Consider the following 16,985-nt stretch of genomic DNA (forward strand, 5'->3'; position numbering starts at 1 on the left):
TACTACTCTAATCGGTGGCCCGACCACCGGCTTGTCGCTTTGCGTAGCGCTGAATTAGGGTCGAACACACCGCCTCGCCGGCGAGGAGGGTGGTTGGCGTGCAGGTGGCCAGCAGGCTAGACCCGATCTCCCGCCGGGGCGAGCCGCACGATGACGCCTCGGTGGTCGCTCGTTCCGCTTTCGATTTCGATCGCTTCGACCCCGCGATAGTTGTTTCCGTCATGAAGCACGCGGTCGATCGGGGCGCCGAGAAGCGCCGGTAAATGGGCAGGCCACGTCCCCAATCCACCCGAGCCAGCCTCAATACGGCCGTCGGCACACGTGGCACCCAGCGCGAGCTGGTGGTCGATCGTCGAATTAAAGTCGCCTGCGATAATGAACGGCCCCTCGGCCTGGCATGCGGAATAGATCGCAGAAATATCGGATTCCCACTGCTCCATGCCCACACGCACTGGAGCAACCGGATGGACGCCAATGATCTTCGGCCCCTTCCCGTCCGCGGGCGTCACCACCACAGTCGACGCCGGGAAACCCTCCGGCGAAACCTGGCGATACTCGCCCAGCGCCTCTGACACAAGCACCACCGTCGACTCAAAGTCCGTGGCGTACTGGTCCGTTCCGGTATCGAACTGGGCGAAGGACAGCCCCTGGGCGGCGAGTTTCTCAACCATGTCTGCACCCTCGGCGGTGGACGTTTCCGGAAGGACCATCACATCGACGCCGTTTACTTCAGCCACACGCGCGACCTCGGCGGCGTCAATCGAGCCGCCGAGCGTATTGAACGCCATGACGGTGACGGCACCGTTTCCCGCTCCCGCCGCGGTCACGCCGTGGTCGGGCCCGAGCTTGGTCGGCGCAGCTACCCCGCGCATATAGACCGTGCCGCCCTGGAAGATTGCCATGACCAAGTAAGCCACGCCGGTGGCGAGCGCGATCTTGCCCAGGCCAAACATCTTGGCGCGAATCGCCGAGAATATTAGGAAGAATAGGGCAATGCCGAGGAATCCCAACGCGATCCACGGCCGCACAGAAATCAGGTGAGCCATCGGGGTGTGTAACATCCAGTCTTCCGCACCCGGCAGAAGATCAGGACGCAAGGTCACAGCCCCGGCAGCAACAAACGCCAATGCCACAATTGCCCACACAAACTTCATACGGCTCCCATCGTGTCGAGCCTCGATTCTAGCGACCCTCACCGACACCTTTGGTGAACAACCCACAGGTAGCCCGGCACACGAGAGCGATCTGCCCTGCCTGCACCGCCCGGTAGCACCGCAGCAACCACAACCGGCACGCACCGGCCTCCTTTAGACGATCCGCTCCGCCCGTACCGCCGGGGTGGCCGCGAGGAAGTGCGGCGCGCCGAAGCCGTGCTCGGTGTAGGCCTTCTCGACAGCGTCGATCACTACCTCGCGCTGGTCGGAGCGGATGAGGGCGATCGCTGAGCCACCGAAGCCGCCACCGGTCATGCGGGCACCGAGCGCGCCGGCTGCCTCCGCGGCCTCACAAGCCACGTCCAACTCCGCGACGGTCACCTCGTAGTCATCACGCAACGAGGCGTGCGACGCCGACAGCAACGGCCCGATCTCCTCCAGGCGTCCAGCCTCGAGCAACGCCACCGTGTCCAAGACACGCTGATTCTCCGTCACCACGTGCCGCGCCCGGCGAAGTAGCTCGCCGGAGAGCGCGGCGAGGTCCTCCTCGGCGACAGGACGCATCGAGGATACTCCCAGCTCGCGGCACGCCTCCTCGCAAGCGGCGCGACGTTTGGCGTATTGCCCGTCGCCCAAACTATGCGAGGCCCTCGTGTCAATCACGAGAATTTCAAGCCCGTGAGCTGCAAGGTCGAGCGGAATCTGCTTGAGAGTCCAGTCGCGCGTGTCGATCAACAGGGCGTGGCCGTCCTGCCCAAACATGGAGATCGTCTGATCCATGCCACCGGTCGGAGCCCCAGCCACCTCATTTTCCGCGTTGATACACGCGCGGACGATGGCGTGGCGGTCGTCGTCCGTCGTCGGCGGTTGGAGCGCGGACGCGATCGAGCATTCAATCGCCGCTGAGGAGGACAGCCCCGCCCCCACTGGCACGCACGATTCAAACGCCGCCTCAAAACCGTGCTCCACCCCGAGCGACCACGCCGGTCCCGCCGCATAATTCGCCCACGACTTGGCCATGCCCGGGCCCACGTCCTCGCGCTTGCCGCTCCACTCGCTACGAGATCCCGACGCCATATTCACGACGCCGTCTTCTCGTGGCCCGTAGGCCACAAACGTGCGATGCGGAAGCGCGATCGGCAGGCAGAAGCCCTCGTTATAGTCCGTATGTTCGCCAATGATGTTCACACGCCCGGGGGCCGCCCACACCGATTCCGGTTCGTGGCCGAAACGGTTGTGGAAGAGAGCGGTGGCGCGGCGTGCGCCATCTTCATTAGTCCATGATTCAAAGAGCTCCATGACTACCTTTCTTAGCATTCTGTGACGATCATCGGACACATAATCAATATTTTGCCCTCAAGTGTGCACCGCGCGCCCGGCTTTTGACGCACCTGCCGGAAGTTGCCCCGGCAAGTCACCTCGCCGGGGCAACCCAATCGTCATTCGGCTCGACGCCGCATCACGACACCCGCACCGAGGAGCCCGGCCGACAGCGCTACGAGCGAGCCGATCGCCACTCCCGTATTGGGCAACCTCTTGTTGGGCTTAGCCAACTCGGATGCGACTGGCGAGGTAGGAACCGAGGGCTTGACCGGCGTCGCAGGCGTCAACTCCGACCACGGAACCGAGGGCTTGACCGGCGTCGCAGGCGTCAGATCAGTCCAATCAACTGCGTGCTTCTTTTGAAGGAACGTGACCTTGGCCAGTTGGACATCTTCCGAAACCACCGGGACGTCCTTGCCGCCTGCGCGATATGTCACCCCGTCCACCTTCGGGAACATGAGCTTCACGTACGCGGCTGAGGCAGGCAGGTCACGCACGTACATCGTATGGCGAGCATAGGCAGGTGACGGCTCCACGAAATTGTCACGAACCGTCAGCTCATGCGAATCCCACTTCTTGCCATCTACTGATGTCATCACTGTGAAATCGAGCTTGCCGGTGAGGAGCGACCGAATCGACTTTCCCTCGTCGTTGCCGTCCCTGTATCCCGGAACCGTCTTGTAGTACGTTGTCAAACGCACTTCCTTTATGCCGTCAGCCTTGTAGATGATCTCGCCGGGCTCATCCGCCGAGACCAGGCGTGAATCCTCATAACGCGGCTGGCCACCGTAGAAGAAATGATTCTTATTGTCGGCCGGCCCGTCGCCCGTCGTCTTCGCAATCACATTGTCCTGGCTGACGGGCGCGAGACGATAGATCCCATTCGCGGGACGCTCCTCCTCAAGATCGTCGAAACGGACGCGATCTTGGTCAGCCTTCTGATAAACCCGCACCCAGTCTACGAGGAAATCCGAGTCCTGCTTGGTCCATCGCTTCGTGTAGTCGACGTCGCCGACCCAGCCGTCGCCAACCTGCGTTTCAAGAATCGGGAACATCGGCAGCGTGTGGCGGGAGTCGCAACTAGGCGAGCAATCTTTACTGGTTGAGAACCACTGCTTGCCGTCAATGAACCACGTGATCTTCTCCGGGCTCCATTCCACCTCGTAGACGTGGAACTTTTGCGACCACGCCTCGTAGATGCCTGCAGTGCCATGGTGCTTTGAATAGGTGTGCTTCAACACGCCGAAGTGATTGGTCATGTAGGCAGTCCACGGCTCTTGGCCGAGGTACTCGAGCACGTCGATCTCGTCGTGACCGGTCTCGTCTTGGGCCAGCATCCAGATGGCCGGCCAGATACCCTGCGAATCGTTGACCTTGGCTCGCACGGCCATGCGCCCATACTCAAAGGAATACTTGTTCTTGGATTCGAGGCGGCCCGACGACCACGTCTGCTTATCATTCAGCGGCTGACCTGGGTAGGGATCCCAACCCACCGCGTCTTTCAAGGCTTCCTTGGTGCCATAGTTCTTCGAAGTGATAGCGAGGTAGCCGTTATCCTTATCGCCCTCGAGGCCCTTCTTAATTCCCACGGCCTTGCGGTTGTAGATCGCGCCGTGGTTGGCCATGCCGTCAATGATGTTCCACTTGGACTCATCAATCGTCGGAGAATCGAACTCGTCGGCCCACACGAGCGTGTCGTAGGCAGACGTGGGGGCGACGTAGGCGGCATCGGTTTCGTCGAACGAATCGCCACTCGCCTGAATCTCAACCTCCGAGTACTTTACTGGGCTCTTGGCATCCTTCTTGATGACGAAGCGGATTGTGGACCCCTTCTGGCTGCCGCCTGGAATGGCAACCTCGATCGGATCCTTAACCTCAAGGTTCGACGCCGCATACACCGGCGCCGGTGCACCCTCCGTCTACCGCCGCGGCGGTCGACGCCGTCACCACGCCGCCGCTACCCACAACCAGAGCAGCCAACGCCACGCTCGCCGTCATTTTGGATAATTTCATACGCACTCCGTTCAATGAAGGCACCTTTGCCTTCGGTTCTGCCGTGAAGGAACCCTTGCCTTCCGGTGTCTGCCGCGGGGTCCCGCCAGTGGTGAGATGTCCCGCCAGTGTGAGATATGAGGCGGGGCGGCCAAGCCTTTGCCTAACCGCCCCACACCAGGTTTCCCCTACTTCACCGCACCCGATGTAATACCCGAGATGATCTTCTTTTGGAAGATCACGAAGATCGTCACCAACGGAATGCTCATCACCAGCACGTAGGCGAAGATGAGATGCCAGTTGTTCAGCGCGATTCCCGAGCTTGCAATGGTGTAGAGGTTCAACGGCAGCGTATCCACTCGCCCGCCGATGACGAAGAACGCGTAGAAGACGTCATTCCACACGTAGAGGCTGATGAGGATGGTGGCCGTCGACAGCACCGGCTTGAGCAGCGGCAGGATCAGCTTAAAGAAGACCTGCACGGGCCCGGCCCCGTCGATACGGGCCGCCTCCTCGAGCGAAGGCGGGATCGTGCGCACGAACCCCGTCACAAAGAAGATGACGGTGGACATGTACATGCCCACATAAGTAGCAATCATGCCGATCGGCAATCCGGCGATCCCAAGCTGACGCAAGAGCAGTACCAGCGTCACCACAGCCGGTGGGAGAACAATGCCGGAAATACCGATCGCGTAGAGGGCGGCCGACATCTTGCCGCCCCTGCGTGCCAAGACCCATGCGGCCATCGAGCCCAGCACGAGCACGAGGAAGACCGACGGGAGGAGCAGCATGAGGGAACCCACGAAGGCCCAGCCGACGTCAGCCTGAACCCATACCTCACACAAGTTCTCCCATAGCTGCCAACTCGAGGGCAGGCCGAGGCTCAGCTGGGCGGCCTCGGCCTGGTTCTTGCCAGCGTTGACCACCAGCGTCCACATCGGCACACCGATGAGCAGCGCGGCGAGCACGACGGCGATCACCGGCTGGACGACGCTCCACACCTTCACAGAATGCTCGGGTGCCGACGAACGATTCTTGCTCATGACATCCTCCTCTCACGCCTGCGCAGGCCCGCGATCAAGGGGAACGCAATGAACAACACGCTGAGGAAGAGCACAAGGCTCATCGTGGTCGCCTGCGCGTACAGGCCCTGACCGAAGGTGCGGAAGATGAACATGTTCAACACCTCGGTGGAGCCGCCTGGGCCGCCGCCCGTCGTCGCCGCGATGACGTCGAAGGAGTTCATGGACCCTAGCAACGCCGTGGCCACATTGAACGTCACCGCGGGGGCGATGAGCGGAAGGCGGATCTTCGTGAAAATCTGCCACGGGCTTGCGCCGTCGATCTTGGCGGCCTCAAGCAGTTGCCCATCCACCGTCTTCAGACCAGCGAGGTAGACGAGCATCGACAGCCCCATCCACTTCCACGAGTGAATGAGGATGAGCACGTAGAGGGTTCCCGACGTCGACCCGAGCCAGGCAACGGCGACGTCGTGACCCGCGAAGAAAGACAGTGCCTGGTTCAGACCACCCGACGTGTCGAGCAGGGCCTTCCAGATATAGCCGGCGGCGAGCGCGCTCATCACCACGGGGATGAAAAACAGCACGCGCATCGCACGGTTGAGCAGCGTATCGCGCTCCAAAAGTAGCGCGAGCGCCAGGCCGAAGAAGTTCTGACAGATCGCAACGCCAACCGCGTAGATGAGGGTGATCCGCAACGAGTTCAGCAGCGCGCCGTTGGCCAGCAACGTCTCAAAGTTGCGCAACCCCACGGGGTTGATGTGCGATTTGAAGCTGGACCAATCGGTAGCGGCGTAAACGAAGTTGTAGATCGTCGGCGTCAAGAAGAAGAGCGCCAGCAACACGTACGCGGGTATGAGAAACCACCACGGGTGGGAGGCCCGGTAGGACCTCCCCCGTGTAGCGATGGCGGATAGCGATGCCATGTTTAGAAGCCCTTAGCTCCCATGGCCCGTGCCAGCTCAACGAACTGGGCCTGGGTTGCCTCGCCGACCTGCACAGGAGTCTTGGTTCCCGCAATCATGTCTCCGAGGTTCTTGGCCAGGTCCGGGTTGGCGATGGCCTGTGCCTGCATCGAGCCGACCGAGCCCTTCAGAGCCTCGTTAGCTTCGATAGCGGCCTACGGAACGGCCTGCGGAGTCTTTCCGTCCTTCATGATGGAAACGGTGTTCTGGGAATCAATGAAGCTCTGGTAGCCCTTGGTCAACCAGAAGGTCAAGAACTGACGTGCGGCAGCCTCGCGCTTTTCGTCGCCGGTCTTGAAGGCGACAACTGCGTTGGTCTGTTCGGGATGATTGGTGGCACGGTTGCCCTTCTCGGAGATCGGGAAGAAACCGATCTTGTCGTTAAGGGTCTTGGCATCGGTCAGCGAGGACATGTTGGACAGCAACGAATTGGTGGCGATGGCCATGGCTGCCTTGCCGTCGAGCAGCGCGCGAGCCTGCTGGTCAAACGTGCCCGTCTTGATGTCCTCGTTGTAGAGGCCCTCTTCGATCATCGAGGCGTACTTGTCGATCGCGCCTTGGAGCGCCGTACCGGTGAATCCGTCCTCGTTCTTGTTGACCTTATCCCACAGGCCATCCTTCGAGGCGTCGCCAACGAGAACCTGAACGGTCCACTGCGAGGCCCACCATTCGCCGCCCATCTCATTGAGCGGGGTCTGGCCCTTAGCCTTGAGGTCACGGGCGAGGGTCAAAAGCTCGTCGAAGTTCTTCGGGATTTTCGCGCCCTGCTTGTCGAAGACCTCCTTGTTGTACCACACGCCCATCGTGGAGGGCGCGGAAACGAAGGCCGCATAGCGCTTGCCGTCCAAAGTTCCGCCGTAGTCGAGCACGCCGTCCGCGTACTTCGACTCCCACGGAGCGCCGTCAAGCGGAAGCAAGTTCTCCTTGGCATTGATCGGCAGCAACATCGACGCCGTCGGCTGCCACATCGCCAGATCCGGCTTGTCACCCGTAGCAACCTTGGTCAAAACGTTTTGTTCGTAGCCGTCGGGGATCGTGACGATCTCGACCTTGGCGCCGGTGGCCTTCTCGAATTCCTTCGCGACGCCGGCCGGGATCTTGTTCGAGGACTGCGCGGCCCAGATCTTCAGGGTCGTGCCGTCGAGCTTGGCGGTTGCCTCAGGCCACTTGGCGACCTCGCTGGAACCGGTGTCGCCACTCTTGGTGTCGGCGTTCTTGCCGGTGCCGGGGTCACTGCAGGCGCTAAGCGCCAGTGCGAAGACGCCCGCCGTAGCGATGAGTTGTTTGGTTTTCATTTTCCTCCCTTTAGCCCAGCGACGCTGCCGGGCCCTCGTTTTTACGCTGGATCCGGTAGACCCGAGCGGAGATTGTGTGTGCGGGAACCGTGAACATGGTTCCCGAGTCTGTGGTTGCCACGCCCCACGGTTCGTCCGCGCCTTGCGGCGGAAAGAGTTGCTTCCCGACCTCGAAGCGCTGATTCGTGACCGTGAGCTCGCCACTCGTTCCGGGCCGGTGCCAGACGAAGAGCAGGCCGTCGGCATCGTCCGGCAGCTCGCGGACGTCGCTCTGGATTTCCCGGACCTCTCGTGACGCTTCCGTGACGCCGCCAGGCAGGTGAGCAAGAGTTATCCACTCGTCTTCCCAGGCAGGAAGACCAGTGGGCCAGATCGGGTAGCGCCGCGGGAGCGCGTCTCTTTCGGCTTTGGCCAGCTCCACGGCCGCCGCCACAAGTTCGGCCTGGTCGGTGGTGAGCTTGTCCAGGTGACCGCTGAGGTAGAGGCTGCCCGCCAACGACGTCGTCAATGTGGAGACAACCTCACCCAGCGTCATCTCCGGCTGCGGCACACCCCAGTTGGCCGCCTGCTCCGGGAGCACCACCAGCGGTGCACCCGCCGCGATAAACGGGTACTTCGCCATGTCCTCCAAGTCCGAAGTGGACTGCAGGTGGGCGCTCGCGAGCAACGCATAATCGGTGGTCATCGCGCCGGAGGCACAGTTTTCGATCCGCAAATTAGGGAAGCGTGCTGCCATCTCAGCCAACCAGGCCGCCCAGGCACGGCTGTGCTCGAGCAGGCCATCGCCAGGGCTATCCGCGTCCTCGTCCGGGCCAGAGCCGATCGAATAATTGTCGTCCACCTTAAGATAGTCAATGCCGTAACCGACCATCCGATCCACAACGCCGGTCAGGTATGCCCGAGCTTCAGGCTTGCGCATATCCAGGCGCATACGCTGCTGTTCGACGATCGTCACCCCGGCGCGCTTCATACATAGCGGCTCCAGCTTGGCAGCCACCGGCGAATTCACGCCCACCGCGAGCGGCTCAATCCACAGGCCCGGAGCCATGCCATGATCCCGGATTAGACGCAGGATCACCTCAAGGCCACCGTCGAAACGAGTGGTCGACGCCGTCCACGCACCCACATTCGGCCACCAGTCAACGTCCCGTTCATCGGCGAACCAGCCCGCATCGATGCAGAATACTTCCGCCCCGGCCTTCGCCGCCGCCGGAATCAAGGCAGCCAGCTTGGCCGTGTCCGGATCGGCGCGCAAAGTATTGAGGTAGTCGTTGAACACCACGGGGGCAACCAACTTCGTTTCGCCACCGGCCCCGCGCAAAGCCCGCCGATAGGCGGTCATCTGGGCAGCGGCGTCGTCCCACCCCGCGTCCGAGTAGACGAGTGTGGCAGACGGCGTCGTGAACTCTTCACCCGGGGCCAGCGTGCGCAACCAATGATGCTGAAGATCGGTCGGGCCGTAGAGGGCGAGCCCCAGGCTACGATGGCGCCGGGAGAGCTCGGCCGTCCATCCGCCGTTATGCTCAACCTGCCAGCCGACACAAGCCCCGGCGTCATCCTCGACGTACCCGGTGGGTGCAAACAGCCCCGACGACCAGCCACTTTCCGACGCAAGCCGGAACGCATCACGAGCCGAATTTCCGTGAAGATCCGGGCTAATGTCGACCAGGAGGGAGCTCAGCGCCCGGCGCTCCCAGCGGTTCTCACACATCCACCCCGAACGCGCAAAGCGCACGTGCAGATCCTCAAACCGAGACTTAGGCAGCAGCGTTGCCGTTGCGATGGATACAGCCGTGAGATGCACGGGGGTGGCAGAGGTGTTGCGGATCGTCGTCGTGAAACGAAGAGCCTTCACGCCGCGCGGGGACGTGATGCACACGTCCGCCTCGAGCCCGGTGGCGGCGTCCTTCTGGCGCACAAACCAGCCCTTCCAGCCGTTCGGGAGGTCGCTCGCTTCCTCGATACCCTCGGAGCGCAGCTGCGCGCCGACGTGAGATTGGGTGAGGCGGTGGTCGACGAAGGCGCGGCCATACTCAAGCGTGAAGCACTCGACGAGGACATTCGCCGAGCGGGCCGAGCCAGCGCCTATCGTCAGGCCAACCGCACGGTCCGGGTAGGCATCCATGTGAGCCCACGGAGTCAGTTCCATTTTGCGTCCTCTTCGTCGCCGGCGCCGCCGTTGGCACCACGAACTTTCTTGCCTTTTAGGCTAAGACGTTGCGTGGGTCACTTCAAGAGTCCGGGAAACACGTGTTTCCAACCTGCCGCGCGCCAAATGTTGTGAGTATTTGGATTTTGGTGAACGCACTTGGCGATTTGGACCGAAATCTCACAGGATTTGGCGGCTGCCGCCGGTAGCGGGGCAGTCGAAGGCTGGGGCGAGCGGCGGCGAGGGCGGCGGGGCGACTGCCAGGGCGGCTACCAGCACGCGGTTCACCCCAACCTGCGATACTGGAACCATGGAAGAGCCCACCATCCGCCGCCCGTGGTATCCGCCCACCCTGCGAGACATCGCCCGCGTATCCGGCGCATCCTTGGCAACGGTCTCCCGCGCGCTCTCCCCCACCGGACGCGTTCCCCGCGCAAGCGCCGACATCGCTCGTATCGCGCGCGAGATGGGTTACTCCGCCTACGCCGAAACTGCGCCTCACCTGATCGTCTTCACCAGCGACGTCACGCGTACTGGGTACCGCGAAACCCTCGGCGGCATCATGGACGTGGCCCGCGAATACTACCTCAATGTCTCCATGGCATTCATCGCGGGCACCCCCGAGCGGCGCGATAATGCGGTCCAAACCGCGTTGCATGGGCGCGTCGACGGCGTGGTGGTTCTCGAATTCGACACCCCGTCGACCCATGTCATCGAAGACTTGCCGCGCTCCATCCCCTTCTCTGTGGCGGGCGGCTACCCGGGGCAGGCCGAGGAATTCCCGCGCGCTTGGATCGATGATTACGCTGGCGCAGAGATGGCCGCCGAACACCTGGTGGCCTTGGGACACCGGCGCATAGGGTACGTCGGGCTGCCGCAGGCCGGTCACCCGGATCCACGCGTGCGAGGCTGGCATAACGTTCTGGCCGAACACAACCTGACAGAGTTTTACCAGTTCGGCACAGGGTGGTCGGCGGAAACTGGCAAGCGGGCCGCCGAAGGCGCCATCGCCGCCGGAGTCACCGCCGTGCTGTGCGGCAATGACGACCTCGCGTTCGGCGTCATCGCAGGACTATCTCGCGCGGGCGTGCGCGTGCCCGAGGACATCTCCGTGATTGGCATGGACGACCATCCGCTCGCCGCCGCCACCGTCCCCGCGCTGACAACCGTGCGCCTCGACTTCGAAGGGCTTGGCGCCACTGCCGCGCAGCTCGCGCTCGGGCTCGGCCCTCACTCAGCTCCCGAAGCGCCCAAGAACGTCCACATCCCACCCGAGCTGGTGATTCGAGCAAGCACCTCCTCGCCGAAGGCATGACCTGCCATCCCTTTGGGTCGGGAATCGAGTGAATGCCGGGCCCGGGGATCCCTGGATCTGAGCGGTCCCCAAATCTCGAGGTTTAAGGTGCGCCGCGGGGCAGGAGATGCGACCGAAGGGCTACCCGGAGGCGCGATAGACCGAGGCTGGGCCCACCTTGTGGACCCAGCCTCCGCACACTGAACCTTGAGCGCCGGATCTGCGCAGTTACCGCTGAACGCGCGCGCCCCCGCCGGCCACCAGCCGCTCGACCTCTTCGAGCGAGGCCATCGTGGTGTCGCCCGGGGTGGTCATCGCGAGCGCGCCATGAGCCGCGCCATACTCGACGGCTTCCTGGATCGAGTCTTTTTCCATCATTCCGTAGATGAGGCCGGAGGCGAAGGAGTCGCCGCCGCCCACGCGGTCGAGGATCTCGAGGCCGTCGCGCTGGGTGGCCTGAACGAAGCCTCCGTCCCGGCTCCACGCCACGGCAGACCAGTTATTCACGGTCGCCGTCTTAACCTCGCGCATCGTGGTGCCAATCGCTTGGAAGTTCGGGTAGGCGGCCGAGGCGGCCTCAATCATCTTGCGGAAGGAATCGACCTCCAGGTTGTCGAGGTTCTCGTTCGCCCCCTCGATCTCGAAGCCGAGGGAGGCGGTGAAGTCTTCCTCGTTGCCGATCATGACGTCGACGTACTGGGCGAGTTCCTTGTTGACCTCCTGGGCCTTCGCCTGCCCGCCGATGGACTTCCACAGCGAGGGCCGGTAGTTGAGGTCATAGGAGACGACGGTGCCGTGCTTCTTGGCAGACGCCATTGCGGCCTTGGCCACGTCGGCGGCGGACGGCGAAAGAGCGGCGAAAATGCCGCCGGTGTGCAGCCAGCGCACGCCGAGCTCACCGAAGAGGTGATCCCAGTCGACGTCGTCCGGCTGCATCTGCGAAATGGCGGTGTTACCGCGATCGGAGGTGCCCACAGCGCCGCGCACGCCGTAGCCGCGCTCGGTGAAATTCAGGCCGTTGCGCACGCTGCGCCCGATGCCGTCCGATTCAACCCACTTAATGAAGCGGGTGTCGAGCCCGCCGGTGAGGATGCAGTCCTCGAGCAAGCGGCCGACCTCATCGCGCACGAGTGCGGTGACGATGGCGCCGCGCTTGCCGAAGCATCGGCGCAGGCCACGGGCAACGTTGTATTCGCCGCCGCCTTCGGAGGCCGCGAAGGACCGGGTGGTGCGGATGCGGCCCTCGCCCGGGTCGAGGCGAAGCATGACCTCGCCGAGGGAGACGATGTCGTAGGCGCACTCTTGCGCCGGACGCAACTTCACAACACTCATGCGCGTAGCTCCTTGACTTTGTTCGTCGCCTCGAGCGAAAGCTCGGTGATCGTGGCGAATTCTTTATTGTTGATCAGGTCGCGTTTGATCATCCAGGATCCGGAGACTGCGGCGATGGCCGGGTCGGCAAGCCACTCCTCCATGTTTGCAAGGTTGACCCCGCCGGAGGGGACGAAGGCCGTGGTCGGGAAGGGCCCGCGGAGGGCCTTGACCATCTTCAGCCCGCCAGCTTCACCGCCGGGGAAGAACTTCACGGCCTTGGCGCCGACCTCGAGGGCCATCATGATTTCGGTCGCGGTCTGGACTCCGGGAAGGTAGGCGATCCCGCGTGAGGCGGCGACGTCGGCGACGCCGAGGCTGAAGCCCGGCGAGACGAAGAACTTCGCGCCGAGGTCGGCCGCGCGCTCGGCCTGCTCACGGTTCAGCACGGTTCCGGCTCCCACCGTCATGCCCTCGACGGTGGTCATGGCGGCGATTGCGTCGCCGCCGGCGGCGGTTCGGAAGGTCACTTCGGCGCAGTGGATGCCGCCGGCCACGAGGGCCTCGCCGACGGCGACGGCGTCGGCGGCGTCATCGATGACGACGACCGGGACGATTGGGTTTTGCGCCAAGAACGGCAGTGCATCAGGAATCTGTACCATTACGCCTCCGTCACAATGTCGGCGACGCCGGCCGAGCCAGCAGCGTCCACGCCCGTCTCGCTAGCAGTCTGGCCACCAGCAGCCTGGCCAGTAGCCTTGCGCTGGGCGTCGATGGCGTCCCACAGGCCAAGCAGGTACTGGGCGCCCAGGGCGCGGTCGTAGAGTGGGTAGCCCGGGCGGCCGTTCTCGCCCCAGATCATGCGGCCGTGGTCGGGGCGCACGTGAACGTCGGGGGCGTAGTCGTAGAGGGCTTCGATGATGGCGTGCATGTCGAGGTTGCCGTCGGCTGCCCAGTGGGCGGCCTCCTGGAACTTCTTCTCGCCCAGGTACTTGACGTTGCGCACGTGGGCCGCGGCGATCTTGCCGCGCTTGCCGAATTCGCGGAAGATGGCGGGCACGTCGTTGGCGGGGTTGGAGCCGAGGGAACCGGAGCACAGGCACAGCGCGTTGGCGTCGGATTCGTTGAGGCCACAGATGGCGTCGATGTCGTCGCGGTTCTTGTAGGCGCGCGGGATGCCGAAGAGGTCCCAGGCCGGATCGTCCGGGTGGCACGCCATGCGGATGCCGACCTTTTCGCAGGTGGGGATGATGCCGTCGAGGAAGTACTTCCAGTTCTCGCGAAGCTTGTCCACGGTCATGTCCTGGTAGAGGGCCATGACCTCGTCGAGGCGAGCGAGGCGCTCGGGCTCCCAGCCGGGCAGGGTGAGCCCGCCGGAGTCTTCAGCGGTCTTGTTGACGATGTCTTGCGGGGTCATGCCCTCGATGTCGGCATGGTCATAGTACAGGCAGGTTGAGCCGTCCTCGTTGACGTGGGCAAGCTCGGTGCGCAGCCAATCGAAGACCGGCATGAAGTTGTAGATGACGACCTTGATGCCATACTCGGCCAGGTTCTCGAGGGTCTGGCAGTAGTTCGCTATGAGCTCGTCACGGGTGTCGAGTCCGAGCTTGATATCTTCGTGAACGTTGACGGATTCGATGACTTCGCACTCGAGGCCGGCGGCGTGAACCTGATCGACCATCTTGGCGATTTCTTCCTTGGTCCAGACCTCGCCGGCGGCGTACTGGGAGAGGACTCCCATGGTGCCAGTCATGCCGGGGATCTGCTTGATGTATTGCAGCGGGATCGGGTCGAAGCCCTCGCCGTACCAGCGGAACGTCATTTTCATGAAAGCATCTCCTTGTCGAGAGTGGAGCGGACGGCGCCGGGGCCGGCCACGAGTTGGGTGAACAGGGCTTCGACGCGCTCGGCGATCGGCGTGTCGTAGAGGTTGACCCCGAAGATTGCGGGGTTGGACAGGATGGGCTCGAGGGCCGCGTGTGCATCCACGCTTTGCCCAAGCACGACGCCGTCGAGGTGGGCTTGGAGCTCGGCCAGGAGCGGGTCCGAGGCGGGCTCGAAGGGCGCGCCGTCGTCGTCAACGGCCAGGAGGTAACGCATCCAGTTGGCGATGACGAGCGCGATGGCCCGCAGCTCGGACAGGTCGCGGCCCTGGTCGATGTACTTCTTGATCGTTTGGCCAAAGCGAATGCCGACCTTCTGGGAGGTGTCCATGGCGATGCGGGCCGGATCGTCGGGCAGGAAGCGGTTGGGGAAGCGCACCTCGAGCACTTCGCGCAGGAAGTCCTCGGGGCTGACGATCCCCGGATCGACGACGACGGGCAGGCCTTCCTTCCAGCCCAGGCGCTCGACGAGGGCCTTGAGGGCGGGGTCGCGCATCTCAGCGTCAATGGTGGGCAAGCGCAGGACGACGCCGACCGTGGCCAGTGCCGTGTGGAGCGGGTTGAGGCAGGTGGTGACCTTCATGTTCTCGAAGTCGTCGCACACCTGGCGGGAGGTGACGTTCACGCCGTACTTGGAAAAGTCGGGCACCTCGCCGACGAGCTTGTCTTCGATGATGAGGTACTCGGTGGGTTCGGCGTTGACGAAGCCGGCAACCGGGGTGCGCCCGAGCATCTCGACGCCCATGTCGGTAAAGCCGAGGACCTTGAGCGCGTCGGCCACGGACTCGTTCGGGCGCGGGGTGATCTTGTCGATGACGGTGATGGGGAAGGCGACCTTGGTGTCGTCGGTGACCCAGGCCAGAACGGCGTCGTTGATGGAACCGGCCGCCGCCCAGCCGCGCATGATGGTCAGGACGGAGTCTCGAAGCTTATCACCGTTGTGGGAGAAGTTGTCGAAGGAGATGACGTTGATGGGCGCGCCACCGGCGTCGTAGCGGCGCACGAGGAGCCCGGCGATGTTGGCCATGGTGTTGGCGTGGAAGTCGCGAGGGTTGGCGGCGATGTCGGCCTGGACTTGCTCGGAGAGTTCGCCGTGGGAGTCGTGGATGCCGTATCCCTTTTCGGTGATGGTCATCGTCATGAGCGTGACGTCGGGGTTGGTGACGATCTGGGCGAGGCGGGCGAAGTCGGCCGGGCGCTGCCACGCAAGCCCCTCGCTGATGCCGGCGATGACCTTGAGGTCGCGCGTACCGTCGGGGTTGAGGGTGACCCCGAGCGTCATGAGATCGTGCTTGCCCAACTGGGCGTCGAGCTCCTCGGGGTTCATGGGCACGACGGCGGTGACGGGCCAGTGCTGGCCATCGGCGAGAAGATCGTGGGCCACGCGGGCCGGGAAGATGCGGAAGATGTTACCGGGGCCAAGGTGGATCCACCGCGGGTTGGCCTTGCCTTCTTCTTGCATGGCGGCGACGTCGAACGTAGGCAGTTCAACTCCGGCCTTCTCAAACTCGGCACCGTTGCCTAATTCAGCGAGATTCAGCTTCATGAATTGCTCCCTTTAACCGAAGGCGTTTATCTATCCTAAACGCTTGTTTCTTATATTAAAACAGTACCCCTTCAGGGTAAGACTTTTTACCCCTTAATCATAGTGTGTCGAGCATCACGCGCACAGCCTGCTTCGGGCACAAAACCGCCTATTTCCATGACACGCCTTGGCGTGGGTTAAGATTCCACCATGAGTACACCCAAGCCATTGGCCAGCGTGAGCCGAGCACTAACGCTCGTCGAATACCTGGCCACACGTGACCCCGATGGGACACCCCTCGGTACCATCGCCGCGGACATGGGCCTGAACAAGGCAACGGTTTACAACACCCTGGCGACTCTGCGCGAACACAACTGGGTTGAGCAAGACAACGTGACCGGCTACTACCGGCTCGGAGACGGGATCGCCCCCATCGCGGCCTATCGTACCTCGACCCGTCGGACGGTCGACCAACTGCGCCCGTACCTAGCCACCATCGGCCGACGCTTCAACGAGCTCGTCCACCTCGGCCAACTCGCCGACACCGAGGTGATCTACCTCGACAAGGTCGAGCCCGATCGCCCCATCCGCGTGGTCTCGGCCGTGGGCAAGCGCGCAACCGCCGTCACCACCTCCCTCGGGCGCGCACTCATCGGCTCCTTCGCCGACCGCGACGCCCAACTAGCCTGGTACATGGACACCCCCGACATGAACCTGCGCACCAAGGCCGACCAACGCGAGGTTCGCCGGCGCGTCATCGCCAACTTCGTCAACCTCGACGAACGCGGGTGGACCGAGGAGATCGAAGAAAACGAGCCCGGCATCGCCTGCGTCGGCGTCCCCCTCCTGGGCCCCAACGGAAAGAACCTGGCCATCTCGGTCTCGGCCCCCGCCGAACGCATGAGCCCCGAGTACCGCGCCGACATCGCGCGCGGCATTCGCGAAGAACTCGACAAGCTGCCCGAAAGTCTTCATCTTCACACGCGGCCGATCACGCCCGTCGGCTAGAGCCCGCACCAAGGTCGCGCGTCCCCCACACTCCGTGACCACACCCCTCTAGGTAAAGGGTTGCTCA

At 63.3% G+C, this 16,985-nt stretch carries 15 protein-coding genes; 2 read left to right on the plus strand and 13 right to left on the minus strand.

Annotation, left to right across the window (positions count from 1 at the left end):
* Positions 1-116: 116 nt before the first annotated feature.
* The 9 genes from HLG82_RS09435 to HLG82_RS09470 all read right to left on the minus strand — a co-directional run bounded on the left by HLG82_RS09435 (position 117) and on the right by HLG82_RS09470 (position 9,897).
* The gene (locus HLG82_RS09435; RefSeq protein ID WP_193326580.1) at positions 117-1,154 is read right to left on the minus strand and encodes an endonuclease/exonuclease/phosphatase family protein; all 1,038 of its coding nucleotides are present in this window, start codon (positions 1,152-1,154) and stop codon (positions 117-119) included.
* Between the two features lie 153 nt (positions 1,155-1,307).
* Complete coding sequence (gene galK, locus HLG82_RS09440) at positions 1,308-2,453, minus strand: galactokinase (RefSeq protein ID WP_216858934.1); 1,146 nt, start codon at positions 2,451-2,453, stop codon at positions 1,308-1,310.
* Between the two features lie 140 nt (positions 2,454-2,593).
* Positions 2,594-4,375: a glycoside hydrolase family 16 protein gene (locus HLG82_RS09445; protein WP_193326582.1), complete on the minus strand. Its 1,782-nt coding sequence runs from the start codon at positions 4,373-4,375 to the stop codon at positions 2,594-2,596.
* A complete protein-coding gene (locus HLG82_RS09450; protein ID WP_193326583.1) occupies positions 4,353-4,490 on the minus strand; it encodes a hypothetical protein in 138 nt (45 codons plus the stop codon). Before HLG82_RS09450 ends, HLG82_RS09445 begins: the two co-directional genes overlap by 23 nt.
* 167 nt (positions 4,491-4,657) lie before the next feature.
* Positions 4,658-5,512 (minus strand): carbohydrate ABC transporter permease, encoded by an 855-nt coding sequence (locus HLG82_RS09455; protein WP_193326584.1) that lies wholly within the window; start codon positions 5,510-5,512, stop codon positions 4,658-4,660.
* Positions 5,509-6,414 (minus strand): carbohydrate ABC transporter permease, encoded by a 906-nt coding sequence (locus HLG82_RS09460; RefSeq protein WP_193326585.1) that lies wholly within the window; start codon positions 6,412-6,414, stop codon positions 5,509-5,511. The genes HLG82_RS09455 and HLG82_RS09460 overlap by 4 nt, the downstream gene beginning before the upstream one ends.
* Before the next feature lie 2 nt (positions 6,415-6,416).
* The gene (locus HLG82_RS10420) at positions 6,417-6,563 is read right to left on the minus strand and encodes a hypothetical protein (protein ID WP_216858935.1); all 147 of its coding nucleotides are present in this window, start codon (positions 6,561-6,563) and stop codon (positions 6,417-6,419) included.
* A 45-nt stretch (positions 6,564-6,608) separates the two neighbouring features.
* Entirely contained in the window at positions 6,609-7,748 is a 1,140-nt protein-coding gene (locus HLG82_RS09465; protein ID WP_216858936.1) for an ABC transporter substrate-binding protein, read from the minus strand.
* A 10-nt stretch (positions 7,749-7,758) separates the two neighbouring features.
* Positions 7,759-9,897: a glycoside hydrolase family 36 protein gene (locus tag HLG82_RS09470; protein WP_216858937.1), complete on the minus strand. Its 2,139-nt coding sequence runs from the start codon at positions 9,895-9,897 to the stop codon at positions 7,759-7,761.
* 310 nt (positions 9,898-10,207) lie between these two features.
* Here HLG82_RS09470 and HLG82_RS09475 point away from each other — a divergent pair, with 310 nt between their 5' ends.
* On the plus strand, positions 10,208-11,212 hold the full coding sequence (locus tag HLG82_RS09475; protein WP_193326586.1) for a LacI family DNA-binding transcriptional regulator: 1,005 nt from the start codon (positions 10,208-10,210) through the stop codon (positions 11,210-11,212).
* Positions 11,213-11,419: 207 nt separating this feature from the next.
* Here the strand turns inward: HLG82_RS09475 and HLG82_RS09480 are convergent, their stop codons facing one another.
* Genes HLG82_RS09480 through HLG82_RS09495 form a run of 4 tightly spaced genes read right to left on the minus strand, consistent with a single transcriptional unit; the run spans position 11,420 to position 15,931 of the window.
* A complete protein-coding gene (locus HLG82_RS09480) occupies positions 11,420-12,523 on the minus strand; it encodes a sugar kinase (RefSeq protein WP_193326587.1) in 1,104 nt (367 codons plus the stop codon).
* Complete coding sequence (locus HLG82_RS09485; protein ID WP_193326588.1) at positions 12,520-13,164, minus strand: bifunctional 4-hydroxy-2-oxoglutarate aldolase/2-dehydro-3-deoxy-phosphogluconate aldolase; 645 nt, start codon at positions 13,162-13,164, stop codon at positions 12,520-12,522. The genes HLG82_RS09480 and HLG82_RS09485 overlap by 4 nt, the downstream gene beginning before the upstream one ends.
* Positions 13,164-14,330, minus strand: a complete 1,167-nt coding sequence (gene uxuA, locus HLG82_RS09490; protein ID WP_193326589.1) for a mannonate dehydratase — start codon at positions 14,328-14,330, stop codon at positions 13,164-13,166. Before uxuA ends, HLG82_RS09485 begins: the two co-directional genes overlap by 1 nt.
* Positions 14,327-15,931, minus strand: a complete 1,605-nt coding sequence (locus HLG82_RS09495; RefSeq protein ID WP_193326590.1) for a mannitol dehydrogenase family protein — start codon at positions 15,929-15,931, stop codon at positions 14,327-14,329. The genes uxuA and HLG82_RS09495 overlap by 4 nt, the downstream gene beginning before the upstream one ends.
* A gap of 189 nt (positions 15,932-16,120) precedes the next feature.
* Here HLG82_RS09495 and HLG82_RS09500 point away from each other — a divergent pair, with 189 nt between their 5' ends.
* Positions 16,121-16,918 carry an IclR family transcriptional regulator gene (locus HLG82_RS09500; RefSeq protein ID WP_193326591.1) on the plus strand — a complete coding sequence of 266 codons (798 nt, stop codon included), beginning with the start codon at positions 16,121-16,123 and terminating at the stop codon, positions 16,916-16,918.
* The last annotated feature ends 67 nt before the right edge of the window (positions 16,919-16,985 follow it).

The organism is Trueperella pecoris (genome assembly GCF_014926385.1).
In the GTDB taxonomy this organism is placed as follows: domain Bacteria; phylum Actinomycetota; class Actinomycetes; order Actinomycetales; family Actinomycetaceae; genus Trueperella; species Trueperella pecoris.